Source organism: Pseudomonas sp. B21-056 (assembly GCF_026016325.1).
Taxonomy (GTDB): domain Bacteria; phylum Pseudomonadota; class Gammaproteobacteria; order Pseudomonadales; family Pseudomonadaceae; genus Aquipseudomonas.
In genome coordinates this window covers 1,254,751-1,279,763 of sequence record NZ_CP087203.1, presented here as the reverse complement: position 1 = coordinate 1,279,763, position 25,013 = coordinate 1,254,751, and the positions used below count along the sequence as shown (strand labels likewise).

Here is a 25,013-nt window from a genome sequence, read left to right as displayed (position 1 = left end):
AGCCCCTTTCAGCTCAAACCCCGATCTTGCCCGGATGGCTGCCAACGCAATTGCCAGGAGCCACCAGCGTCCCCGTCGAGCCCCGGCAGGTTGGCCACCGCCAACAATTGCCCGTCCCGATACAACAGCGGCAATCGGCCGCGAACGAACACCGGCAGTCCGCTTTCGTTGAGCAAGCGCTTGAGATCCCGATGGCCACGGCCCGGTAGGTCCAGCACTTCGCCGCCCTGACGATAGCGGACGCAGAGCGGTCCCGCTGGCAACTTGCCGCTAAGCGTGACCTGCCCATTACCCGGCAAGCATAACGATACGGCAGGATCTGCCCACTCGACGGGGCCTGCGACCGAACGCAGCCAGTGGTCGGATAACCACCAGGCCCGCCCGCCGGCCCGGTGCAGCTCACCGCCGGCCAGACGCCAGATCGGCCGGGCATCGTCCGCCGCATCTCGCAACGAGTCCCAGCCGGCCCAGTGATCGCTGTCGGGCAGCATCGTCATCGCCGTCAACCAATGACTCAGCGCATTGCGCTGGCGGGACGGCGACAACGCCTGCAAAGGTGCCAGCGTCAGGGATGGCAGCCCAAGCCAGTCGAACGCGCCCGGGGACGTTGCGGCGGCCAGATCGATCCGCGCCAGCTCATCCAGCAAACCCTGGGCTTCGGCCATGTGCGCAGCGCCACGGGCCAGGGTCAACGCAGCCTGGGGCCACTGTTCGGTCAGCAGCGGGAAAACCCGCTGGCGCAGGTAATTGCGCGAATACCGATGATCGTCGTTGGACGGGTCTTCGACCCAACTCAAACCCTCCTGCGCCGCATAAGCCTCCAGCTCAGCGCGGGATACATCCAGCAGCGGCCGCAGCAAGTATCCCTGACCCAAAGGACGCTGCCTCGGCATCGCCGACAGGCCCCGCACGCCCGCCCCACGCAGCAAGCGAAACAGCAAGGTTTCGGCCTGATCGTCGCGGTGTTGGGCGGTGAGCAGCACCTCATCACGTTGGAGCGTCGCCACAAAGGCACCATAACGCGCCTCCCGGGCGGCACGCTCGATGCTGGCACCGGGGCCGACCTGGACGCCGACCACCTGAAGCGGAACGCCAAGGCCCTCACACACTCGACGACAATGCTCCGGCCAGGCATCGGCCGCAGCCTGGAGACCATGGTGAACGTGGATTGCACTGAGCGGTGGCAGTGTGTGTGCGTTTGCGAGCGATGCGAGCAGGTGCAGCAGGACGGTGGAATCCAGGCCGCCGGAGAAGGCGATGCGCCAGGCGGCAGCGTTGCGCCAGGGGGCAAGGTTCAGCAGAAGCCGGGCTGCAAGATCAATCGTTGGCTGGCTCATATCGATAACCTTGCACAAAAACAAAGTGGGAGCGAGCCTGCTCGCGATGGCTGCTTAACATTCAACATATCTGTTGGCTGTTATACCGCAATCGCGAGCAGGCTCGCTCCCACATGGGGTGAGGCAGGGTCAGGTCAGAGACCGTAGCTCATCAACCGCTCGTAGCGACGGGCCAGCAGCGCGTCGTTGTCGAACTTCTTCAGCATCGACAGCTGCGAACTCAGCTCGGCACGAATCAGCGCGGCAGCCGCGGCCGGGTCACGGTGAGCGCCGCCCACGGGCTCGTTGATCACTTTGTCCACAATACCCAGGCCCTTGAGGCGCTCGGCGGTGATGCCCATGGCTTCAGCGGCGTCCGGGGCCTTCTCGGCGGTTTTCCACAGGATCGAGGCGCAGCCTTCCGGCGAGATTACCGCGTAAGTGGAATACTGCAGCATGTTCAACTGGTCGCAGACACCGATGGCCAACGCACCGCCGGAACCGCCTTCACCAATTACGGTGGCGATGATCGGGGTTTTCAGGCGTGCCATGACGCGCAGGTTCCAGGCAATCGCTTCGCTCTGGTTGCGCTCTTCGGCGTCGATGCCCGGGTAGGCGCCCGGCGTGTCGATGAAGGTCAGGATCGGCATCTTGAAACGCTCGGCCATTTCCATCAGGCGGCACGCCTTGCGGTAGCCTTCCGGACGCGGCATGCCGAAGTTGCGACGGACCTTCTCGCGCACTTCACGGCCTTTCTGATGGCCGATAACCATCACCGGCTGATCATCCAGACGGGCGACACCGCCGACGATCGCGGCATCGTCGGAGAAGTGACGGTCGCCGTGCAGCTCATCGAACTCGGTGAAGATGTGATCGATGTAGTCCAGGGTGTATGGACGACGCGGATGACGCGCCAGGCGCGCGATCTGCCAGCTGGTCAGCTTGCCGAAGATGTCTTCGGTCAGCGTGCGGCTCTTGTCCTGCAGACGAGAGATCTCATCGCCGATATTCAGCGAATTGTCATTACCGACCAAGCGCAACTCTTCGATCTTGGCTTGCAGGTCGGCGATCGGCTGTTCGAAATCTAGAAAATTCGGGTTCATAGGCGTCCGTCTTGGGTCGACGTCCAAGAGAGCTTGGGCCGGCCGGTTGTCTATTCGCGCCCTACCTTAAGGGAGAGGCGCGTTCAGGTCGAGATTAAAAATTCGGGTCGCGGTCAGGGACACTCCAAGTCCGGGAGTGGCCCCTGGCCGTCAACGGTATTGGAGGAAGACGTTGTCTTTGCCGAACTGGTCACGCAAGGCTTGAATCAACGCATCCGCCGGGTCAATTCGCCAACCCTCGCCAAACTGCAGCACGGCCTTGGCGTCGGGGCGCACGTACTCCATGGTGATCGGGCAGGCACCGCGATGGCGCTTGAACAACTCGCCCAACCAGCGTAGCTGGTCGCCCTTGAGGTCCTGGGTCTGCAACTTCAGGCGCAGGCTCTCGGCCAGGTTGGTCCGGGCATCCTCCATGCTCATCACCCGCTTGACCCGCAGCCGCAGGCCACCAGAGAAGTCATCGTTGCTGACCTCGCCCTCCACCACCACCATCGCGTCGGTCTGCAACAACGATTGTGCCGAGTGGAACGCATCGGCGAACAACGAGGCCTCGATACGCCCGGAGCGGTCGTCGAGGGTGATAAAGCCCATCTTGTCGCCCTTTTTGTTCTTCATCACCCGCAGGGCGATGATCATCCCGGCGACGGTCTGCGTATCGCGAGCCGGCTTCAGGTCGATGATGCGCTGACGGGCGAAGCGGCGGATCTCGCCTTCGTATTCATCGATAGGGTGGCCGGTGAGGTACAGGCCCAAGGTGTCCTTCTCCCCCTTGAGGCGTTCCTTGAGGGTCAGCTCCTTGGCCTTGCGATGGTTACCGTACACATCGGCATCTTCCTCGACGAACAGCCCGCCAAACAGGTCGGCGTGGCCGCTATCGTGGGTGCGAGCGGTCTGTTCGGCAGCCTTGATCGCTTCTTCCATGGCCGCCAGCAACACCGCGCGATTGCGGTCGATGTTGGCCTGGTAGGCCTTGGGCTCGTCATGGAAGTACGGGCCCAATCGGTCCAGCGCCCCACTGCGGATCAAACCGTCGAGGGTCCGCTTGTTGATGCGCTTGAGGTCGACCCGGGCGCAGAAATCGAACAGGTCCTTGAATGGCCCGTCCTGGCGCGCCTCGGTGATGGCTTCCACCGGGCCCTCGCCCACGCCCTTGATCGCGCCGAGGCCATAAATGATGCGACCCTCATCGTTCACCGTGAACTTGAACTCCGAAGCGTTCACGTCCGGCGCATCGAGGCGCAGCTTCATGGTCCGCACTTCTTCGATCAGGGTCACGACCTTGTCGGTGTTGTGCATATCCGCCGACAGTACGGCAGCCATGAACGGCGCCGGGTAGTGGGCCTTCAGCCATGCGGTCTGGTACGACACCAGGCCGTAGGCGGCGGAGTGGGACTTGTTGAAGCCGTAGCCGGCGAATTTTTCTACCAGGTCGAAGATGTTGCCGGCCAGGTCCGCATCGATGCCGTTGTTGGCACAGCCCTCGATGAAACCGCCGCGCTGCTTGGCCATCTCCTCGGGCTTTTTCTTACCCATCGCCCGACGCAGCATGTCCGCGCCGCCGAGGGTGTAGCCGGCCATGACCTGGGCAATCTGCATCACCTGTTCCTGATACAGGATGATGCCGTAGGTCGGCGCCAATACCGGCTGGAGGCCGTCGTACTGATAATCCGGGTGCGGGTAGGCCAGCTCGGCTCGGCCGTGCTTCCGGTTGATGAAGTCGTCCACCATGCCCGATTGCAGCGGGCCCGGACGAAACAGGGCCACCAGTGCGATCAGGTCTTCCAGGCAGTCGGGCTTGAGCTTCTTGATCAGCTCCTTCATGCCCCGGGATTCAAGCTGGAACACCGCCGTGGTTTCGGCTTTCTGCAACAGGCTGTAGGTCGGCTTGTCGTCCAGTGGGATGAAGGCAATGTCCAGCGGCTCTTCGCCGACCTTGGCCCGGTCGCGGTTGATGGTCTTCAGCGCCCAGTCGATGATGGTCAGGGTCCGCAGCCCCAGGAAGTCGAACTTCACCAGGCCCGCTGCCTCGACATCATCCTTGTCGAACTGGGTCACCAGGCCGTCGCCCTCTTCGTCGCAATAGATCGGCGAGAAGTCGGTCAGTTTGGTCGGCGCGATCACCACGCCACCGGCGTGCTTGCCGACGTTACGCACCACGCCTTCGAGCTTGCGGGCCATTTCCCAGATTTCCGCGGCCTCTTCATCGACCTTGATGAAGTCCCGCAGGATCTCTTCCTGCTCAAAGGCCTTTTCCAGGGTCATGCCGACTTCGAACGGAATCATCTTCGACAGACGATCCGCCAGGCCATAGGACTTGCCCTGCACCCGCGCCACGTCACGGACCACCGCCTTGGCGGCCATGGAACCGAAGGTGATGATCTGGCTCACCGCGTTGCGACCGTATTTCTCGGCCACGTAATCGATCACCCGGTCGCGACCGTCCATGCAGAAGTCGACGTCGAAGTCGGGCATGGAGACCCGTTCCGGGTTGAGGAAACGTTCGAACAGCAGGTCATATTCCAGCGGGTCGAGGTCGGTGATCTTCTGCACGTAGGCCACCAGCGACCCGGCACCCGACCCACGCCCCGGCCCTACCGGCACGCCGTTGCTCTTGGCCCACTGGATAAAGTCCATCACGATCAGGAAGTAACCGGGGAAGCCCATCTGGATGATGATATCCAGCTCGAAATTCAACCGGTCGACATAGACCTGGCGCTTGGCTTCGTAATCTTCGGTAGTGTCCTTGGGCAGCAGGACGCTCAGGCGCTCGTCGAGGCCGTCGAACGACACCTTGCGGAAATACTCGTCGATGGTCATGCCATCGGGGATCGGGAAGTTGGGCAGGAAGTGCTTGCCCAGCTTCACTTCGATATTGCACCGTTTGGCGATCTCAACGGTGTTTTCCAGCGCCTCGGGCAGGTCGCTGAACAGCTCGGCCATTTCCTCGGCGCTTTTGAGGTATTGCTGGTCGCTGTAGTTCTTTGGCCGGCGCGGATCGTCGAGGGCCCGACCCTCACCGATGCAGACGCGGGTTTCGTGGGCTTCGAAATCTTCCTGCTTGATGAAGCGCACGTCGTTGGTCGCCACCAGCGGCGCGCCGATCCGGTCGGCCAGCGCCACCGCCGCGTGCAGGTGCTCTTCGTCGTTGGCGCGGTTGGTGCGTTGCACCTCGATGTAGAAGCGATCCGGGAACACCGCCATCCAGTCCCGGGCCAGCGTCTCGGCTTCCTCGGTGTTGCCGCTGAGCAGGGCCAGGCCGATCTCGCCTTCCTTGGCCGCCGACAGCATGATCAAGCCTTCGCTGGCCTCGGCCACCCACTCGCGCTCGATGATGATCGAACCGTTGCGCTGGCCGTCAATGAAGCCCCGGGAGATCAGCTCGGTGAGGTTGCGGTAACCCATGGCGTTCATGACCAACAGGCTGATACGGGTCAACGGGGCGTCCGGGTCCTTGCTCGACAACCACAGGTCGGCACCACAGATCGGCTTGATCCCGCCGCCCATGGCGGTCTTGTAGAACTTGACCAGCGAACACATGTTGTTCTGGTCGGTGACCGCCACGGCGGGCATGTTCATGCCCACCAGGGTCTTGACAAGTGGCTTGATCCGCACCAGACCGTCGACCAGGGAGTATTCAGTGTGCAGGCGTAGATGAACGAATGAAGCCGGCATAGTGATCCTGCGTTAAGTCATGAAAACAACAAGGCCCGGATTGTACCGGGCCTTGGGTAAAACATCAGCCATGAGTGTTCTGCCTGGCAAATGATGCCTTTGTGGCGAGGGGATTTATCCCCGCTGGCGCTATATCTGTAGGAGCCTGCGATCTTTTGATCTTTCGCTTGGGGGTCAAGTGTCTGGGGAAAGATCGCAGCCTCGCTTCGCTCGACAGCTCCTACAGAGCCGGAAGCTTACTTATGGTTTCGACCAGGCCTTCACGCGCTTCATACGCCAGCCGCACCGGGGCGAACGAGCGCCGGTGGATCGGCGTCGGCCCCAGTCGCGCCAGGGCTTCCAGATGAACGGGGGTCGGATAGCCCTTGTGGCCGCCGATGCCGTAGCCCGGATAGATCAATTCGAAAGCCGTCATTTCCCGGTCACGACTGACCTTGGCCAGAATCGACGCCGCCGCGATGGCCGGCACCTTCGCGTCGCCCTGAATCACCGCCTCGGCGCGCATCGACAGTTTCGGACAACGATTGCCATCGATCATCGCCAGCTTCGGCGTAATGTGCAGCCCCTGCACCGCCCGCTGCATGGCGAGCATGGTAGCGTGCAGGATGTTCAGCTCATCGATCTCTTCGACCTCGGCCCGGGCAATGCACCAGCTCAGGGCTTTCTCGCAGATTTCGTCGTAGAGCTTCTCGCGACGGGCTTCGGTGAGTTTCTTGGAATCGTTGAGGCCCAGGATCGGCCGGTTCGGGTCGAGAATCACTGCCGCCGTTACCACCGCGCCGCACAAGGGGCCGCGCCCCACTTCATCGACACCCGCGACCAGCTCTTCGACTTCGGCGACCAGGTTGAAATCCAGGCCCATCTGCAGCTTCGACTGGCTCATGGCTTGGCACCGATCAAGGTCAGCACTGCTTCTGCCGCCTGGTTGGAGGCATCGCGACGCAAAGTGCGGTGGATTTCGTCAAAGCCCCGGGTCTGCTCCTGGCCGCCGTCGATCAACGGTGCCAGCGTGTTGGCCAAGGCGTCGGCCGTGGCATCGTCCTGCAGCAATTCGGGCACCAGCAAACGCTGGGCCAGCAGGTTCGGCAGGGAAACGTAAGGGCTCTTGACCATGCGCTTGAGGATCCAGAACGTCAGCGGCGCCAGGCGATAGGCAACCACCATCGGGCGCTTGTACAACAATGCCTCAAGGGTAGCAGTGCCGGACGCAATCAATACGGCATCGCAGGCGGCCAGCGCGTCATGGGAACGACCGTCGAGCAGCGTAACCGGCAAATCGCGGCCGGCCAGCAGCGCTTCAAGCTGCTCACGACGTTGCGCACTGGCGCACGGCAGGACGAAACGTACGTCGGGACGCATCGCCCGAAGGCGTTCGGCGGCGTCGAAAAACAAGCCACCCAGGCGACTCACTTCGCCCCCCCGGCTGCCGGGCATCAAGGCCACCAGCGGCCCGTCGGGCAAACCCAACGCCTGGCGGGCGCCTTCGCGGTCGGCCTCCAGGGGGATGGTATCGGCCAGGGTATGCCCGACAAACCGCACCGGTACGCCCTTCTCTTCGTAGAACCTGGCTTCGAACGGCAGCAGCGTCAGCATCAGGTCACAACCTTCGCGAATCTTCAGCACGCGCTTCTGCCGCCAGGCCCAGACCGAAGGGCTGACGTAATGCACGGTCTTGATCCCGGCCTGGCGCAACTTGAGTTCGATATTGAGGGTGAAATCCGGCGCATCGATGCCGATGAACACATCGGGTTTTTCATCGATCAGGGTCGCAATCAGCTTCTTGCGCCGGGCCAGCAACTCTCGCAGCCGACCGAGCACTTCCACCAGCCCCATCACCGACAGGCGTTCCATCGGGAAATAGGAGGTCAAGCCCTCGGCCTGCATCAGCGGCCCGCCAACACCGAGGAACTCCACCGCCGGATGTTGCGCCTTGAGCGCGCGCATCAGGCCGGCGCCCAGAATGTCGCCGGAAGCTTCGCCCGCCACCAGCGCAACACGCAAGTTGGCCATGGTCAGCGAGTGATGCCGCGGGTCGAAGACTGGATGGAATCGCGGAACACCGCGACTTCCGGGAACTGGGTCGATGCTTCAGCCAACTCGACAAGCGCCTGCTCGACGGTCAACCCCTGGCGATACACGACCTTATAGGCCCGACGCAACGCAGAAATCGCATCTTCGCTGAAACCGCGACGGCGCATGCCTTCGAAATTCATGCTGCGGGCTTCAGCCGGGTTGCCGAACACCGTGACATAAGCCGGGACGTCCTTGCCGATGGCGGTGCCCATGCCGGAAAAGCTGTGGGCGCCGATATGGCAGTACTGGTGGACCAGGGTGAAACCGGACAGGATCGCCCAGTCGTCCACATGGACATGGCCGGCCAAAGCGGTGTTGTTAACCAGGATGCAATGGTTACCGATGACGCTGTCATGGCCGATATGGGCATAGGCCATGATCAGGTTGTGGTCGCCCAGGGTCGTTTCGGAACGATCCTGAACGGTGCCACGGTGAATCGTCACGCCTTCGCGGATCACATTGTGATCGCCGATGACCAGGCGGGTTTCTTCACCTTTGTATTTGAGATCGGGGGTGTCCTCGCCTACCGTGGAAAACTGGTAGATACGATTGTGCCGGCCAATCCGGGTCGGCCCCTTGAGAATCACGTGCGGGCCGATCACCGTACCCTCGCCGATTTCCACACCTGCGCCGACAATCGACCAAGGGCCGACCTCGACATCGGCGGCCAGTACGGCCGTGGGATCGATGATTGCGCGAGGGTCAATCAAACTCATAGCTTGCGTTCCGCGCAGATGATTTCAGCGGAGCAGACAGGCTTGCCGTCGACCGAAGCCTGGCATTCGAACTTCCAGATCTGGCGCTTGCAACTGATGAACGTGGCTTCGAGGACCAACTGATCGCCCGGGGTCACCGGCTGACGGAAACGCAACTTGTCGGACCCGACGAAGTAGTAGAGCGTACCGTCGGCGGGTTTCACATCCATTATCTTGAAACCAAGGATCCCGGCAGCCTGGGCCATCGCCTCGATGATCAACACGCCCGGCATGATGGGATGCGCAGGGAAGTGACCATTGAAGAACGGCTCGTTGATGCTGACATTCTTGTAGGCGCGAATGCGCTTGCCTTCAACATCCAGCTCCACTACCCGGTCCACCAGCAGGAACGGGTAACGGTGAGGCAGGTATTCGCGAATCTCGTTGATGTCCATCATTTCGGGGGGAAGCCTATGTAAAGATTGGGAGGTGCGCGATAGACGCGCGCTCCGCTAGCAAATCAAGGAAGCCTGGCGGCCGTGCACACTTGATATGGAAATGGTATCAGCCATCTGATGAAGCATTACCGTCAGGGGTCACGTCCCCCACACGCTTTTCCAGCTGTCGCAGGCGTCGCGCGATGTCATCGAGCTGACGAATACGGGCCGCGCTCTTGCGCCATTCGGCCGCCGGCTGCATCGCCGTACCGGAAGAATAGGCACCCGGCTCGGTGATCGAGTGGGTCACCATGGTCATCCCGGTCAGGAAAACGTTGTCACAGATATCGATGTGCCCCACCAACCCCACGCCACCGGCGAGCATGCAGTGCTTGCCGATCCTGGTGCTGCCGGAGATACCCACGCAGGCCGCCATGGCGGTGTGGTCACCGACCTGGACGTTGTGGGCGATCTGGATCTGGTTATCCAGCTTGACACCATTGCCGATGACCGTATCGGCCAGCGCGCCGCGGTCGATGGCGGTGTTGACGCCGATCTCCACGTCATCGCCGACCGTGACCCCACCGATCTGGGCGATCTTCTGCCAGATGCCTTTTTCGTTGGCAAAACCGAACCCTTCACCGCCCAGCACCGCGCCGGACTGGATCACCACCCGCTTGCCGATGCGTACATCGTGATACAGGGTGACCCGGGGAGCCAGCCAGCCGCCCTCGCCGATCTCGCTGCGGGCACCGACGAAACAATGGGCACCCAGCGTGACACCGGCGCCGATCCGCGCCGCGCCCTCGATGACCACGAAAGGACCGATGCTGGCCGTCGGATCGACCACCGCGTCCACCGCGATCACCGCACTTGGGTGGATGCCGGCAGCCGCTTTCGGCTTGGGGTCGAACAAATGGGAGATCCGCGCATACGCCAGGTACGGATCGGGCACGATCAGCGCATCACCGGCATAGCCTTCGGCATCGGCAGCCTTGAGCAACAGCGCGGCAGCCCGGCTATCGGCCAGGTATTTGCGGTACTGAGGATTTGCCAGGAAGCTCAACTGAGCTGGGCCAGCCTCTTGCAAAGTGGCTAGCCCAGTAATTGCCTTCTCCGGGTCGCCACGCAGGGTGGCTCCGAGGAACTCGGCCAACTGGCCGAGTTTGATAGTCGCTGTCATGGATTACTTCAGCTGGTTCATGCGCTCGATAACCTGGCGCGTGATGTCGTACTGAGGTTTGACATCGATCACTGCACCACGCTCGAACACCAGGTCAAAACCACCTTTCTTGATGACTTCTTCCACGGCGCTGTCGAGCTTCGGCTTGAGCTGCTTGAGCATTTCACGGTCGGCAACGGCTTTAGCTTCGTTCAGTTCCTTGGACTGGAACTGGAAGTCACGGGCCTTTTGCTTGAATTCAAGCTCCAGACGCTCGCGCTCGCCCTGGGCCATCTTGTCGCCACCGGCGACCAGGCGATCCTGGATCCCCTTGGCACTGCTTTCCAGGCTCTTGAGCTTGGTCAGCTGTGGGCCGAACTTTTTCTCCGCATCCACGGCGTATTTCTTCGCCGCGTCGGATTCCAGCAAGGCCATCTGATAGTTCAGTACGGCGATCTTCATGTCGGCAAAAGCCGGACCTGCGACCAGTACGGTCGCCAGGAGAACCAATTGAGTCAACTTACGCACGATGTACTCCTACAAAATCCATTGTCGTTATCTTGGGTCAGACGCTTAGAACGTCTGGCCGAGGGAGAATTGGAACACTTGGGTTTCAGCGTCATCCGGCTTCTTGATCGGCATCGCCAGAGCGAAGCTCAACGGACCGAGCGCGGTCACCCAGGTCACACCTACACCAACGGAGCTGGCCATGTTGCTGAGGCTGATGTCGTTGCACTGGGTGTTGGACTTGCTGCCATTAGTGTTGGTAGTGTTGCTGCACTTGGAGTCGAATACGTTACCCACGTCCCAGAATACCGAGGTCCGCAGGGAGCGCTGATCCTTGATGAACGGCATCGGGAACAAGACCTCAAGACCACCCTGGATGAGTACGTTGCCACCGAACGGCAGTGGATCCTGATCCGGGTCGAGGCTGGTACCCGGGTTGGTGCCCTTGCTCGGAGTACTGCGCGGTCCCAGGGTATTGTCCTTGAAGCCACGTACCGAGTTGAAACCACCCGCGTAATAGTTCTCGTAGAACGGCAACCCATCGGTCGACCCGTAGCCGTCACCATAGCCCAGTTCGGTATGCAGGCGCATGGTGTAGGTGTCGGTCAACGGCTGGAATAGTTGGCCGCGATAGTCGAGTTTGAAGAACGACAGGTCACTGCCCGGTGTTGTCGTTTCCAGAACCAGGCTCTGGGAATGACCACGGGTTGCCAGCACGCCCTTGTTCAGGGTCGACTCGGACCAGCCGGCGGACGCCTTGAAGTTCAGGTAGCTGTCGCCTTCCTTGTTAACGAAGTCAAAGATCTCGTCGACGGTGTACCTGCCGGTGTTGATCTTGTCCTGCTGGGCAGTCAGACCGAACGTCAGGCGCGAAGTCTCGCTGATCGGGTAGCCGATGTTGGCACCGACACCGTAGCTGTCCACCGCATAGCTGGAGATATCGGAGTCGAGTTCGTCATAGTCGGTGGTGCGATAGAACGCGTTGTAGCCCAGGCTTACGCCGTCAGCCGTCCAGTAGGGGTCCACGAAACCGAAGTTGTAGCGGGTCTGGTATTGGCTGCGGGTCAGGCCGACGCTGACCTTGTTACCGGTACCCAGGAAGTTGTTCTGGGTGATCGAGCCACCAAGGATCAGGCCGGCGCTCTGGGCAAAACCGACACTGGCGGTGATCGAGCCGGAAGCCTGTTCTTCGACGCTGTAGTTCACATCGACCTGGTCATCGACGCCCGGTACCGCCGGGGTCTCGACGTTGACTTCCTTGAAGAAGCCCAGGCGGTCCAGACGGGTCTTGGACTGGTCGATCAGGTAGGTCGAAGCCCAGCCACCTTCCATCTGACGCATTTCACGACGCAGCACCTGATCCTCGGACTTGGTGTTGCCACGGAAGTTGATGCGGTTGACATAGGCACGCTTGCCCGGGTCGACGGCGAAGGTGATGTCGACGGTGTGGTCTTCATCGTGTGGTTGCGGCACGCCGTTGACGTTGGCGAAGGTATAGCCTTCGTTACCCAGGCGACGGGTGATCAGCTCGGACGTGGTGGTCATCAGCTTGCGCGAGAACACCTGGCCCTTCTGCACCAGCAGCAGCGACTTGACCTGGTCTTCAGGCACCTTCAGGTCACCGCTGAGCTTGACGTCGCGAACCGTGTACTTCTCGCCTTCGTTGACGTTGACGGTGATGTAGACGTGCTTCTTGTCCGGGGTAATGGACACCTGGGTCGAAGCGATGTCCATGTTGATGTAGCCACGGTCCAGGTAGTAGGAACGCAGGCGCTCCAGGTCACCGGAGAGTTTTTCACGGGCGTACTTGTCATCGTTCTTGAAGAACGACAGCCAGTTGGTGGTCTTGAGTTCGAACAGGTCGATCAGGTCTTCGTCGGGGAAAACCGTGTTGCCCACCACGTTGATGTGCTGGATGGCCGCCACGGTGCCTTCGTTGATGTTGACCTTCAGGCCGACGCGGTTACGCGGCTGCGGCACCACTTCGGTGTCGACGGTGGCCGAGTAGCGACCCTGGGCGACGTACTGGCGCTGCAGCTCGTTACGCACGCCTTCGAGGGTCGCGCGCTGGAAGATCTCGCCTTCGGCCAGGCCGGACTGCTTGAGGCCTTTCATCAGGTCTTCGGTGGAGATCGCCTTGTTGCCTTCGATCTCGATGCTGGCAACCGACGGCCGCTCGACGACCGTGATGACCAGGACGTTGCCGTCACGGCCCAGCTGGATATCCTGAAAGAAACCGGTCTTGAACAACGCACGAGTGGACTCCACCAGGCGCCGATCATCCGCCTGCTCGCCGACGTTCAACGGCAAGGCACCAAAGACGCTACCCGCGGAAACCCGCTGGAGGCCGTTGATACGAATATCAGAGATAGTGAAGGACTCGGCGTGAACTTCGGCGATCATCAACACGGTAAAAACCGCGGTTAGCAGCAGACGTTTCATGAAGTCCTTTCTTATTCCAACTGGCAATAAACAAACTGCCGCAAAATGCGGCAGATTCGCAATTCAGCGAAGCGTTACAGACGACCCAGATCGTTGACCAAGGCAAGCAACATCACCCCGACCACCAAGCTGATACCGATCTGTATCCCCCAACCTTGAACCCGATCCGACAAGGGACGACCACGCGCCCACTCGATCAGATAAAACAGCAGATGCCCCCCATCCAGTACCGGGATGGGCAGCAAATTCAGAACCCCCAGGCTAATGCTCAGATAAGCAAGGAAATTCAGGAAATCAGCAACGCCCGACTGGGCAGAAGCGCCCGCCACTTTAGCAATGGTTATCGGTCCACTCAAGTTTTTTACCGAGAGCTCGCCGAACAACATTTTCTTCAGTGAGTCGAGGGTCAGGACACTCATGGTCCAGGTCCGACGCGCACCCTCGCCAATCGCCGCCACCGGGCCGAAACTGACCTCACGGATCATCTCCGGCGGCCAGTCGACCGCCTTGACGCCCGCCCCCAGGTAACCCGCCGGCGTCTTGCTCTCGCCACGGGCGGCCAGGGTCACCGGGACGTCGATTGGAGCACCGTCGCGCTCGACGCGCAGCACAATTTTGGTATCAGGACGTACACGAACCGCGTCGACCACCTGTTGCCAGTCACTGACCGATTGACCATCGAGGGCCAACAGGCGATCACCGGTCTTCAACCCGGCAGCCTGGGCCGGCCCCTTCGGATCAAGTTCGGCCAGCACCGGCGGCAGCGCCGGGCGCCAGGGGCGGATGCCCAGGGAACGGATCGGATCCGGCTCATCGGCGCCCTTGAGCCAGTTATCCAGCGCCAGCTCCCGGGGAGAATCCGTCGTCGAGCCCTGCTCGCGCACCATCAACTGCAGCGAACCGCTTTCACCCAGGCGACGCACAAGCTGCAGGTTGACGGCAGCCCAACCCGAAGTCGGCTCGCCGTCGATGGCAACGATTTCCTCACCCGCACTCAGTCCGGCCCGGGCCGCGACGCTGCCGGCCTCGACTGCACCGATGACGGGACGCACCTGCTCGCTGCCCAACATGGCCAGCGCCCAGAAGAACACCATGGCCAGCAGGAAGTTGGCGATCGGCCCCGCCGCCACGATGGCGATACGCTGCCGGACGGTCTTGCGATTGAAGGATTGATCAAGCTGATCGGCGGGCACTTCGCCTTCACGCTCGTCGAGCATTTTCACGTAGCCGCCCAGGGGGATGGCCGCCACGACGAATTCGGTGCCCTTCTTGTCATGCCAGCGCAGCAAGGGCATGCCGAAGCCGACGGAAAAACGCAGGACCTTCACGCCACAGCGACGGGCGACCCAGAAATGACCGAATTCGTGAAAAGTGACCAGCACACCCAACGCAACCAGGGTGCCGACAATCATATAGAGCGCGCTCATCTGTTTTCTCCGCAATCCTGTCCAGGGCAACCCCGGCTAACGTACCGCAGCCTCAACGTCCGTGGCGCTTCAACCACTGACCCGCCAGCTCACGGGCCCGGGCATCCACGGTGAACACCGCGTCGAGGTCATCGAGGGAAACCACGGCCTCGAGATTCAAGACTTCCTCGATGATACTCGCGATCTCGAGGTAACGGACACGTCCATCAAGAAACGCTGCCACCGCCACCTCGTTGGCGGCGTTCAGCATGGCCGGGGCGCTGTTGCCCGCCTCGGCCGCTTGCCGCGCCAGGCGCAGGCAAGGAAAGCGTTGTTCATCGGGCGCCTGGAAATCCAGGCGGGCGACGGCAAACAGGTCCAGGGGCGCGACACCCGAGTCGATTCGATCCGGCCAGGCCAGCGCATTGGCGATGGGCGTGCGCATGTCCGGGTTGCCCAACTGGGCCAGTACCGAACCGTCTACATAGTCCACCAGGGAGTGGATCACGCTCTGTGGATGAATCACCACCTCGACCTGGGACGGCCTGGCATCGAACAGCCAGCAGGCCTCGATCAGCTCAAGGCCCTTGTTCATCATGCTGGCCGAATCCACGGAAATCTTGCGCCCCATGGACCAGTTCGGGTGAGCACAGGCCTGCTCGGGCGAAACATGCTCCAATTCTGTCAGGGGCGTCTGCCGGAACGGACCGCCGGAAGCGGTCAGCAGGATCCGCCGGACACCCACCGCACCCAGCCCACGGGAAAAATCCCGCGGCATGCACTGAAAAATCGCATTGTGTTCGCTGTCGATCGGCAGCAGTACCGAACCACTTTTTCCCACAGCCTGCATGAACAACGCGCCGGACATGACCAGCGCTTCCTTGTTCGCCAGCAGGATCTTCTTGCCGGCTTCCACCGCAGCCAGCGTCGGGCGCAGGCCCGCAGCACCGACAATCGCCGCCATCACCGCATCGACTTCAGGATCGGAGGCCACTTCGCACAAGCCTTCCTCCCCTACCAGCACCCGGGTCTGCAGGCCGGCTGCACGCAGGTCATCCTGCAGCGCCCGCGCCGCGCCAGCCTCGGGCACCACGGCAAAGCGTGGCGCGTGACGAATGCACAACGCCAGCAGCTCGCTCAGGCGCGTGAAGCCACTGAGGGCGAACACCCGGTAGCGCTCCGGATGTCGGGCGATGACGTCCAGCGTACTCAGGCCGATCGAACCGGTAGCACCAAGGACGGTGATCTGCTGAGGACGACTCACGATGCCGCCATCCACAGCAGCACAGCGAAGATCGGGACCGCGGCGGTAAGGCTGTCGATACGATCCAGTACGCCGCCATGGCCAGGCAGGAGGTTACTGCTGTCCTTGATCCCGGACTGGCGCTTGAACATGCTTTCGGTCAGGTCCCCGACCACCGAGACGAAGACAATCAGCGCGGCGCCAAACAGGCCGATCAGCAACTGACCAGCCGTCCATTCCCGCATGACACCGACTACCGCCGTAATCACCAGGCTCAGGACCAGGCCACCGTAGACCCCTTCCCAGCTCTTGCCAGGACTGACTTTAGGCGCGAGCTTGCGCTTGCCGAACGCCTTGCCGGAGAAGTAGGCCCCGACGTCGGCGCCCCAGACCAGCACCATCACGGCCATGATCTGCCAGTTGCCCAGCGGGCCTTGCTTGATCCAGATAAGCCCTTGCCAGGCCGGCAGCAGAATCAACAGGCCGATCATCAACTTGGTCGCCGCATTGGCCCAGTGATGGGTCGTGCGGGGGTAGGTCAACACCAGGAACGTTGCAGTTGCCCACCACAGCACCGAAGCGCCCAGCACCCAGGGCGCAATGCCAGGGACCACATACATGACGAACAGCATGGCCGCCACGACGGCGGCGTAGATCACACGGGCCGATTGCTCGGCAAAACCGGCCAGCCGTGCCCACTCCCATGCCCCCAGCGTCACGACCAGCCCGATGAACAGCGCAAAGCCGGCACCGTCCAGCAGGAAGAACCCACACAGGGCGATGGGCAACAGGATCAGAGCGGTGATGATTCGTTGTTTGAGCATTAAACCCGGGCTCCAGCTTCGATCTGCTCGCTTGTTTTACCGAAGCGACGCTGACGGGAAGCGAAATCGGCCAGCGCAACGCGCATGGCTTCGTGTTTGAAGTCCGGCCAGAACAGGTCGGAGAAGTACAGCTCGGCGTAAGCCAGCTGCCAAAGGAGAAAATTGCTGATGCGATGTTCGCCACCGGTGCGGATACACAGGTCCGGCAGCGGCAGGTCACCCGTCGCCAGACAGGTCTGCAGCAGTTCGGGCGTGATGTCCTCCGGCCGCAAGTGCCCGGCCTGGACTTCCCGCGCCAGCCGCTGGGCTGCCTGGGCAATGTCCCACTGACCGCCATAGTTGGCGGCGATCTGCAGGACAAACCGGTCGGCGCCGGCCGTCGCGGCCTCGGCCTCGCGCATCGCGGCCTGCAACTCCGGATGAAAGCGCGAGCGATCACCAATAATGCGCAGGCTGATGCTGTTCTCGTTGAGGCGCTTGGCCTCACGACGCAAGGCCTTGAGGAACAACTCCATCAAGGCGCTGACCTCGTCGGCCGGACGCTGCCAGTTTTCGCTGGAGAACGCGAACAGGGTCAGCACCTCGACGCCAGCCTCGGCGCACACCTCGATGACCGCGCGAACCGCATCGACCCCCGCCTTATGCCCGGCGACACCGGGCATGAAGCGCTTCTTGGCCCAGCGGTTGTTGCCGTCCATGATGATCGCTACGTGGCGCGGCACCGCGAACGACACGGCCTGCTTGGTCTTATCCATGAAAACGAGACCCTTATACGGCCATCAGGTCCGCTTCTTTTTGCTTGGTCGCCGCATCGATGTCAGCCTCTGCCCTGTCGGTCAGTTTCTGGATATCGGCCGCTGCGCGCCGCTCTTCGTCTTCGCTGATTTCCTTGTCCTTGGCCAGTTTCTTCAACTCGCCCAGGGCGTCGCGCCGAATGTTGCGCACGGCGACCCGAGCGTCCTCGGCCGCGCTGCGCGCCTGCTTGGTGAAGCCCTTGCGGGTTTCTTCGGTCAGGGCAGGCATGGAGATCAGCAGCAGCTCACCCAGGTTGGTCGGGTTGAGGTTCAGGCCGGCGCTCTGGATAGCCTTGTCAACCGCCGCGAGCATGTTGCGCTCGAAAGCGACGACTTGCAGGGTCCGCGAATCCTTCACGGTAACGTTGGCAACGCTACTGATCGGAGTATCGGCGCCGTAGTAAGGGACCATCACGCTACCCAGGATGCTCGGGTGTGCTTTGCCGGTACGAATCTGGCCAAACGCGTGATTCAGCGACTCCAGGGACTTCTGCATGCGCTGTTCAGCGTCTTTCTTGATTTCGTTGATCATTGTTGAACTTCCTCGATCAGGGTTCCTTCGGCGCCACCATGCACGATATTCAGCAGGGCGCCGGGTTTGTTCATGTTGAAGACACGCAACGGCATCTTGTGGTCACGGCACAGACAGATAGCCGTCAGATCCATCACACCCAGCTTGCGATCCAGCACTTCATCGTAGGTCAGATGATCGAACTTCTCGGCATGGGGGTCCTTGAACGGGTCGGCGGTGTAGACACCATCGACCTTGGTCGCCTTGAGCACGACATCGGCATCGATCTCGATCGCTCGCAGGCAAGCCGCCGAATCCGTGGTAAAGAACGGATTACCGGTACCAGCGGCAAAAATAACCACTTCCTTGGCATTGAGGTGGCGCATGGCTTTACGGCGATCGTAGTGATCGGTCACGCCGACCATGGAAATGGCCGACATCACGATGGCCGAGATATTGGCACGCTCCAGCGCGTCGCGCATAGCCAGGGCGTTCATCACAGTGGCCAGCATGCCCATGTGGTCGCCTGTGACCCGATCCATGCCGGCCGCGCTCAGCGCTGCACCACGGAACAGGTTGCCGCCGCCGATGACCAGGCCGACCTGAACGCCGATCCCGACCAATTGACCCACTTCGAGGGCCATGCGATCCAGCACTTTCGGATCGATCCCGAACTCTTCGGAGCCCATCAGGGCCTCGCCGCTAAGCTTGAGTAGAATGCGTTTATAGCGAGCCTGATAACCACTGCCCTGCTGAGCCATTGCGAATCTCTCCTGCGGCGTATTTACGAAAATTCCTGGCAGACTGTTTGCAGCCTGCACTCACTCTAGCGTGACGCTGACACAGCGCCATCGGAACACGGCTTTGTAAGCCAGTTCCGACAGGAAACCAATAAAAATCGGCATCCTCATCCAAAAAGAGGCTGCGCGCGTGAGCGGGCAGCCTCTTCTGGGCGACAGTTGTAAAACCTGTCTTATTGCTTGCTGGCAGCAGCTACCTGGGCGGCAACTTCTTCAGCGAAGTTGTCGACCGGCTTCTCGATGCCATCGCCTACTTTGAAGTAGGTGAAGGAAACGATTTCAGCACCGGCTTTCTTCGCCAGGTCACCGACCTTGACTTCAGGGTTCTTGACGAACGCCTGCTCAACCAGGCTGGCTTCGGCCAGGAACTTGGAGATACGACCAGCCACCATCTTCTCGGCGATGTCGGCTGGCTTGCCCTTGAGCTTCTCTTCGTTCAGTTGCAGGAAAACGCCTTTTTCGCGCTCGATCGCTTCGGCCGAAACGTCCGAAGGCAGCAGGAATTCAGGGTTGGTCGCTGCCACGTGCATGGCGATGTCTTTCGCCAGCTCGGTGTCGCCGCCCTTGAGGACAACAGCCACGCCGATCTTGTTGCCGTGCAGGTAAGTACCGACGACGTCACCTTCAACGCGAACCAGACGACGGATGTTGACGTTCTCACCGGTCTTGCCAACCAGAACCAGGCGCGCTTGTTCCTGAGCTTCGATCAGCGGAGCTGCGTCGGTCAGTTTGTCAGCGAAGGCTTTTTCGACGCTGGCAGCGACGAATGCCTTGAAGTCGTCCTGCAGAGCCAGGAAGTCGGTCTGGGAGTTCACTTCCAGCAGAACAGCGGCTTTACCGTTGTCCTTGACGGCGATGGCGCCTTCAGCGGCAACGTTGCCAGCCTTCTTGGCAGCCTTGATGGCGCCCGAAGCACGCATGTCATCAATGGCTTTCTCGATGTCGCCGCCAGCCTTGGTCAAGGCTTTCTTGCAGTCCATCATGCCTTCGCCAGTACGCTCGCGCAGTTCTTTGACCAACGCTGCAGTAATCTCTGCCATTTCAAAATCCTCTTGGATAGGTTTTCAACCATTCCACCCGATCGAACGGGCGATCAATTCTTCCTGAAAACCACTGTTTATAGACCGCGGCAGATGACAAACAGGTAGCTGCGCAGGCGACAGATGGTTTTCGAGGTGGCAAAAAGGGGGCCAAGCCCCCTTTTTGCTTACTGAGTCAACGCCAGGGCGTCAATTACTCAGCGGCTGCTGCCGGAGCTTCTTCAGCGAAGACTTCGGTGCCGCCTTGAACGTTGTTGCGACCACGGATAACAGCGTCAGCCATCGAACCCATGTACAGCTGGATGGCGCGGATGGCGTCATCGTTGCCTGGGATGATGTAGTCAACGCCTTCCGGGCTGCTGTTGGTATCGACAACGCCGATGACCGGGATACCCAGCTTGTTGGCTTCGGTGATCGCGATGCGCTCGTGGTCAACGTCGATCACGAACAGCGCGTCAGGCAGACCGCCCATGTCCTTGATACCACCCAGGGAGCGGTCCAGCTTCTCAAGATCGCGAGAACGCATCAGCGCTTCTTTCTTGGTCAGCTTGGCGAAAGTACCGTCTTCGGACTGGACTTCAAGATCACGCAGACGCTTGATGGAAGCGCGGATGGTCTTGAAGTTGGTCAGCATGCCGCCCAACCAGCGGTGATCGACGTACGGCGAACCGCAACGTGCTGCTTCTTCAGCAACGATCTTGCCGGCGGAACGCTTGGTGCCAACGAACAGAATCTTGTTTTTGCCCTGGGCCAGGCGCTCTACGAAGGTCAGTGCTTCGTTGAACATCGGCAGGGTTTTTTCAAGGTTGATGATGTGGATCTTGTTACGCGCGCCGAAAATGTACTTACCCATTTTCGGGTTCCAGTAACGGGTCTGGTGACCGAAGTGCACACCGGCCTTCAGCATATCGCGCATGTTGACTTGGGACATGATAGTTCCTTGATAAGTCGGGTTTGGCCTCCACGTATCCCAATGACCAACCAGCGGCTATATAAAGCCAAAGGCACCCAGGTCATCGTGTCGACACGTGTGTGGATTTAAGCTCACGGGGTCATCCCCGGAAAGCGGCGCATTTTATACCACAGCAAGGGCGAAAACGGAACCCGGATTCTGAAAACCTGTATGCCAAGGGATTTATCCCGCCGGACTGCCGTAGGAGCTGTCGAGCGAAGCGAGGCTGCGATCTTTCCACCGACCCTTGAGCCTCAAGTGAAAAATCAAAAAATCGCAGACTTCGCCAGCCCTTACAACAGCCCCGGCAGATAAGCCCCCTGATCACAGAGTTCCAGGCTGGAGGGTTCTTTGCCCCGATCGTCTGTTAGAATCGCCTCTTTCAGGGCCGCCCGGATCCTCTTCCGCCGCCCATTTTGTTTCGAACAGCGCCGCCGGGCGCAAAGAGAGCCTGTATGACCGTCACCCTCAAGACACCCGAGGACATCGCAAAAATGCGTGTCGCCGGCAAACTTGCCGCCGAAGTGCTGGAAATGATCGCCGATTACGTCAAGCCGGGCGTGACCACCGAAGAGCTGGACCGCATCTGCCATGACTACATCGTCAACGAGCAGAAAGCCATTCCCGCCCCGCTCAACTACAAAGGCTTCCCGAAGTCGATCTGCACCTCGATCAACCATGTGGTCTGCCACGGCATTCCCAACGAGAAACCGTTGAAGGATGGCGACACGCTGAACATCGACGTCACCGTGATCAAGGATGGCTATCACGGCGACACCAGCCGCATGTTCCATGTCGGCAACGTGCCGGAGTGGGCCCAGCGCCTGTCGAAAGTCACCCAGGAATGCATGTACATGGCCATCGAGCTGGTGAAGCCGGGCTGCCGCCTGGGGGATATCGGCGAAGTGATCCAGAAACACGCACAGAAGAATGGTTTTTCGGTGGTGCGTGAATTCTGCGGCCACGGCATTGGCAAGGTCTTCCACGAAGAACCGCAGATCCTGCACTACGGCCGTGCCGGCACCGGCATGGAGCTCCAGGCGGGCATGACCTTCACCATCGAACCGATGATCAACCAGGGGCGCGCCGACACCAAGGTGTTGGGCGACGGCTGGACCGCCATCACCAAGGACCGCAAGCTGTCGGCCCAGTGGGAGCACACCCTGCTGGTGACCGAGACCGGGTACGAGATCTTCACCCTGCGCAGCGATGACACCATTGCTCGCGTTTCCGCCTGAGCGAAACCAGCGTACAGCTATAGATAGAAAGGAAAGCCATTCGATGCCGCAGGTGGATCCCGAACTCTTCGACCGCGGCCAGTTCCAGGCTGAACTGGCCCTGAAGGCAAGCCCCATCTCGGCCTTCAAGAAGGCGATCCGCCAGGCCCACGAAGTACTCGACCAGCGCTTTCGCGATGGCCGGGACATCCGTCGGCTGATCGAGGACCGCGCCTGGTTCGTCGACAACATCCTGCACAAGGCCTGGGAGCAGTTCGACTGGAGCCTGGACGCCGACATCGCCCTGGTGGCGGTGGGCGGCTACGGGCGTGGCGAGCTGCACCCCTACTCCGACATCGACCTGCTGATCCTGCTGGACAATGCCGATCACGAGATCTTCCGCGACTCCATCGAGCGTTTCCTGACGCTGCTGTGGGACATTGGCCTGGAAGTCGGCCAGAGCGTGCGCTCGGTGCAGGAATGCGCCGATGAAGCCCGCGCTGACCTGACGGTGGTGACCAACCTGATGGAGAGTCGCACCATTGCCGGCCCCGAACGGCTGCGCCAGCGCATGCTCGACGTGACCAGCACGGCGCACATGTGGCCGAGCAAGGACTTCTTCCTGGCCAAGCGCGCCGAGCAGAAGGCCCGTCACCACAAGTACAACGACACCGAATACAACCTGGAACCCAACGTCAAGGGCTCACCCGGCGGGTTGCGGGACATCCAGACGATCCTGTGGGTTGCCCGCCGCCAGTACGGCACGCTGAACCTGCGCAACCTCGCCGGCGAGGGGTTCCTGGTGGAAAGCGAAAATGCCTTGCTGGCGTCTTCCCAGGAGTTCTTGTGGAAGGTCCGCTATGCCTTGCACATGCTCGCCGGGCGTTCCGAAGACCGCTTGCTGTTCGATCACCAGCGCTCCATCGCGGGCCTGCTGGGTTTCGAAGGCCAGGATGCCAAGCAGGCCATCGAAAACTTCATGCAGCAGTACTACCGGGTGGTGATGAGCATCGCCCAGCTCAGCGAACTGATCATCCAGCACTTCGAGGAAGTCATTCTCGCGCCGGAAGACACGGCGCCGCCGCAGCCGATCAACGCCCGGTTCCAGTTGCACGACGGGTACATCGAAGCACGCAATGCCAACGTGTTCCGCCGTACCCCCTTCGCCATGCTCGAGATCTTCGTGCTCATGGCCCAGCAGCCGGAAATCAAGGGTGTACGCGCCGATACCATCCGCCTGCTGCGGGAAAACCGTCACCTGATCGATGACGATTTCCGCAATGACATCCGCAACACCAGCCTGTTCATCGAGCTGTTCAAGTGCAAGATCGGCGTACACCGCAACCTGCGACGGATGAACCGCTACGGCATTCTCGGGCGCTACCTGCCGGAGTTCGGCTTTATCGTCGGGCAGATGCAGCACGACCTGTTCCACATCTATACCGTCGATGCCCACACCCTGAACCTGATCAAGCACCTGCGTAAGTTGCAATACACCCAGGTCTCGGAAAAATTCCCGTTGGCCAGCAAGCTCATGGGCAAGCTGCCCAAGCCTGAGCTGATCTACATGGCCGGGCTGTACCACGACATCGGCAAGGGTCGCCAGGGCGATCACTCGGAAGTCGGCGCAGTGGATGCCGAGGCGTTCTGCCAGCGGCACCAATTGCCGGTGTGGGACAGCCGGCTGATCGTCTGGCTGGTGCAGAACCACCTGGTCATGTCGACTACCGCCCAGCGCAAGGACTTGTCCGACCCGCAAGTGATCCATGACTTTGCCCAGATCGTCGGCGATGAAATCCGCCTGGATTATCTCTACGTGCTGACGGTGGCCGACATCAACGCCACCAACCCGAGCCTGTGGAACTCCTGGCGGGCCAGCCTGTTGCGCCAGCTTTACACCGAGACCAAGCGGGCTTTGCGTCGCGGCCTGGAAAATCCGGTGGACCGCGAGGAGCAGATCCGTCGTACCCAAAGCGCCGCCCTGGACATCCTGGTGCGCGGTGGCACCGACCCGGACGACGTCGAGCAGCTCTGGTCGCAATTGGGCGATGATTATTTCCTGCGCCACACTGCCGGCGACGTGGCCTGGCACAGCGACGCGATCCTGCAGCAACCGGCCGATGGCGGGCCGTTGGTGTTGATCAAGGAAACCACCCAGCGCGAGTTCGAGGGCGGCACGCAGATCTTCATCTACGCCCCGGACCAGCACGACTTCTTCGCCGTGACCGTGGCCGCGATGGACCAGCTCAACCTCAACATCCACGATGCTCGGATTATCACCTCCAGCAGCCAGTTCACCCTCGACACCTACATCGTGCTCGACACCGACGGCGATTCGATTGGCGACAACCCGATGCGGGTCAAGCAGATTCGCGACGGCCTCACCGAAGCCCTGCGCAACCCGGCGGATTACCCGACCATCATCCAGCGGCGGGTGCCACGCCAGCTCAAGCACTTCGCGTTCGCCCCGCAGGTGACGATCCACAACGATGCCCAGCGCCAGATCACCGTGCTGGAGCTCAGCGCCCCGGACCGTCCCGGGCTACTGGCGCGGGTCGGTCATATTTTCCTGGAGTTCGACCTGTCGTTGCAGAACGCCAAGATCGCCACCCTCGGCGAGCGGGTAGAAGACGTCTTCTTCATCACCGACGCCCATAACCAGCCGCTGTCCGACCCGCTGTTGTGCAGTCGCCTGCAGGACGCGATCGTCCAGCATTTGAGCGTCAACCAGGAACCCGATGCTCACCTGACACGCATCAACATCTGACCCTATGAATTCCCTGTGGGAGCGAGCCTGCTCGCGATGGCGGCGCGACATT

20 protein-coding genes are annotated in these 25,013 nt (G+C 61.1%); 2 read left to right on the top strand and 18 right to left on the bottom strand.

Features of this window, described 5'->3' with window-relative positions:
* Positions 1-8: 8 nt before the first annotated feature.
* The 18 genes from tilS to rpsB all read right to left on the bottom strand — a co-directional run bounded on the left by tilS (position 9) and on the right by rpsB (position 20,956).
* On the bottom strand, positions 9-1,337 hold the full coding sequence (tilS, locus tag LOY67_RS05570; RefSeq protein WP_265066298.1) for a tRNA lysidine(34) synthetase TilS: 1,329 nt from the start codon (positions 1,335-1,337) through the stop codon (positions 9-11).
* 134 nt (positions 1,338-1,471) lie between these two features.
* Positions 1,472-2,419 (bottom strand): acetyl-CoA carboxylase carboxyltransferase subunit alpha, encoded by a 948-nt coding sequence (locus LOY67_RS05565; protein WP_024779026.1) that lies wholly within the window; start codon positions 2,417-2,419, stop codon positions 1,472-1,474.
* 150 nt (positions 2,420-2,569) lie between these two features.
* Entirely contained in the window at positions 2,570-6,091 is a 3,522-nt protein-coding gene (dnaE, locus tag LOY67_RS05560) for a DNA polymerase III subunit alpha (RefSeq protein ID WP_265066297.1), read from the bottom strand.
* A 220-nt stretch (positions 6,092-6,311) separates the two neighbouring features.
* Complete coding sequence (gene rnhB, locus LOY67_RS05555; RefSeq protein ID WP_265067703.1) at positions 6,312-6,959, bottom strand: ribonuclease HII; 648 nt, start codon at positions 6,957-6,959, stop codon at positions 6,312-6,314.
* 11 nt (positions 6,960-6,970) lie between these two features.
* A complete protein-coding gene (lpxB, locus tag LOY67_RS05550) occupies positions 6,971-8,101 on the bottom strand; it encodes a lipid-A-disaccharide synthase (protein ID WP_265066296.1) in 1,131 nt (376 codons plus the stop codon).
* 2 nt (positions 8,102-8,103) lie between these two features.
* Positions 8,104-8,880, bottom strand: a complete 777-nt coding sequence (gene lpxA / locus LOY67_RS05545; RefSeq protein ID WP_265066295.1) for an acyl-ACP--UDP-N-acetylglucosamine O-acyltransferase — start codon at positions 8,878-8,880, stop codon at positions 8,104-8,106.
* Positions 8,877-9,317: a 3-hydroxyacyl-ACP dehydratase FabZ gene (gene fabZ / locus LOY67_RS05540; protein WP_265066294.1), complete on the bottom strand. Its 441-nt coding sequence runs from the start codon at positions 9,315-9,317 to the stop codon at positions 8,877-8,879. Before fabZ ends, lpxA begins: the two co-directional genes overlap by 4 nt.
* A 106-nt stretch (positions 9,318-9,423) precedes the next feature.
* Positions 9,424-10,479 (bottom strand): UDP-3-O-(3-hydroxymyristoyl)glucosamine N-acyltransferase, encoded by a 1,056-nt coding sequence (lpxD, locus tag LOY67_RS05535; protein ID WP_265066293.1) that lies wholly within the window; start codon positions 10,477-10,479, stop codon positions 9,424-9,426.
* 3 nt (positions 10,480-10,482) lie between these two features.
* The gene (locus LOY67_RS05530) at positions 10,483-10,986 is read right to left on the bottom strand and encodes an OmpH family outer membrane protein (protein ID WP_024779019.1); all 504 of its coding nucleotides are present in this window, start codon (positions 10,984-10,986) and stop codon (positions 10,483-10,485) included.
* A 45-nt stretch (positions 10,987-11,031) separates the two neighbouring features.
* Positions 11,032-13,407: an outer membrane protein assembly factor BamA gene (bamA, locus tag LOY67_RS05525; RefSeq protein WP_265066292.1), complete on the bottom strand. Its 2,376-nt coding sequence runs from the start codon at positions 13,405-13,407 to the stop codon at positions 11,032-11,034.
* Between the two features lie 74 nt (positions 13,408-13,481).
* Entirely contained in the window at positions 13,482-14,834 is a 1,353-nt protein-coding gene (gene rseP, locus LOY67_RS05520; protein WP_265066291.1) for a sigma E protease regulator RseP, read from the bottom strand.
* A gap of 52 nt (positions 14,835-14,886) precedes the next feature.
* A complete protein-coding gene (gene ispC, locus LOY67_RS05515) occupies positions 14,887-16,077 on the bottom strand; it encodes a 1-deoxy-D-xylulose-5-phosphate reductoisomerase (RefSeq protein ID WP_265066290.1) in 1,191 nt (396 codons plus the stop codon).
* The gene (locus LOY67_RS05510) at positions 16,074-16,880 is read right to left on the bottom strand and encodes a phosphatidate cytidylyltransferase (protein ID WP_265066289.1); all 807 of its coding nucleotides are present in this window, start codon (positions 16,878-16,880) and stop codon (positions 16,074-16,076) included. The genes ispC and LOY67_RS05510 overlap by 4 nt, the downstream gene beginning before the upstream one ends.
* On the bottom strand, positions 16,880-17,635 hold the full coding sequence (uppS, locus tag LOY67_RS05505) for a polyprenyl diphosphate synthase (protein ID WP_265066288.1): 756 nt from the start codon (positions 17,633-17,635) through the stop codon (positions 16,880-16,882). Before uppS ends, LOY67_RS05510 begins: the two co-directional genes overlap by 1 nt.
* A 13-nt stretch (positions 17,636-17,648) precedes the next feature.
* On the bottom strand, positions 17,649-18,206 hold the full coding sequence (gene frr, locus LOY67_RS05500) for a ribosome recycling factor (protein ID WP_265066287.1): 558 nt from the start codon (positions 18,204-18,206) through the stop codon (positions 17,649-17,651).
* Positions 18,203-18,946, bottom strand: a complete 744-nt coding sequence (gene pyrH, locus LOY67_RS05495) for a UMP kinase (RefSeq protein WP_024779012.1) — start codon at positions 18,944-18,946, stop codon at positions 18,203-18,205. The genes frr and pyrH overlap by 4 nt, the downstream gene beginning before the upstream one ends.
* Positions 18,947-19,158: 212 nt before the next feature.
* Complete coding sequence (tsf, locus tag LOY67_RS05490) at positions 19,159-20,025, bottom strand: translation elongation factor Ts (RefSeq protein ID WP_265066286.1); 867 nt, start codon at positions 20,023-20,025, stop codon at positions 19,159-19,161.
* Positions 20,026-20,218: 193 nt separating this feature from the next.
* Positions 20,219-20,956 (bottom strand): 30S ribosomal protein S2, encoded by a 738-nt coding sequence (gene rpsB, locus LOY67_RS05485; protein WP_053145749.1) that lies wholly within the window; start codon positions 20,954-20,956, stop codon positions 20,219-20,221.
* Positions 20,957-21,432: 476 nt separating this feature from the next.
* Between rpsB and map the strand changes: the two genes are divergently transcribed.
* Together map and LOY67_RS05475 are read left to right on the top strand one after the other, a co-directional pair.
* Positions 21,433-22,215 carry a type I methionyl aminopeptidase gene (gene map, locus LOY67_RS05480; protein WP_053118843.1) on the top strand — a complete coding sequence of 261 codons (783 nt, stop codon included), beginning with the start codon at positions 21,433-21,435 and terminating at the stop codon, positions 22,213-22,215.
* A gap of 43 nt (positions 22,216-22,258) precedes the next feature.
* Complete coding sequence (locus tag LOY67_RS05475) at positions 22,259-24,961, top strand: [protein-PII] uridylyltransferase (protein ID WP_265066285.1); 2,703 nt, start codon at positions 22,259-22,261, stop codon at positions 24,959-24,961.
* The last annotated feature ends 52 nt before the right edge of the window (positions 24,962-25,013 follow it).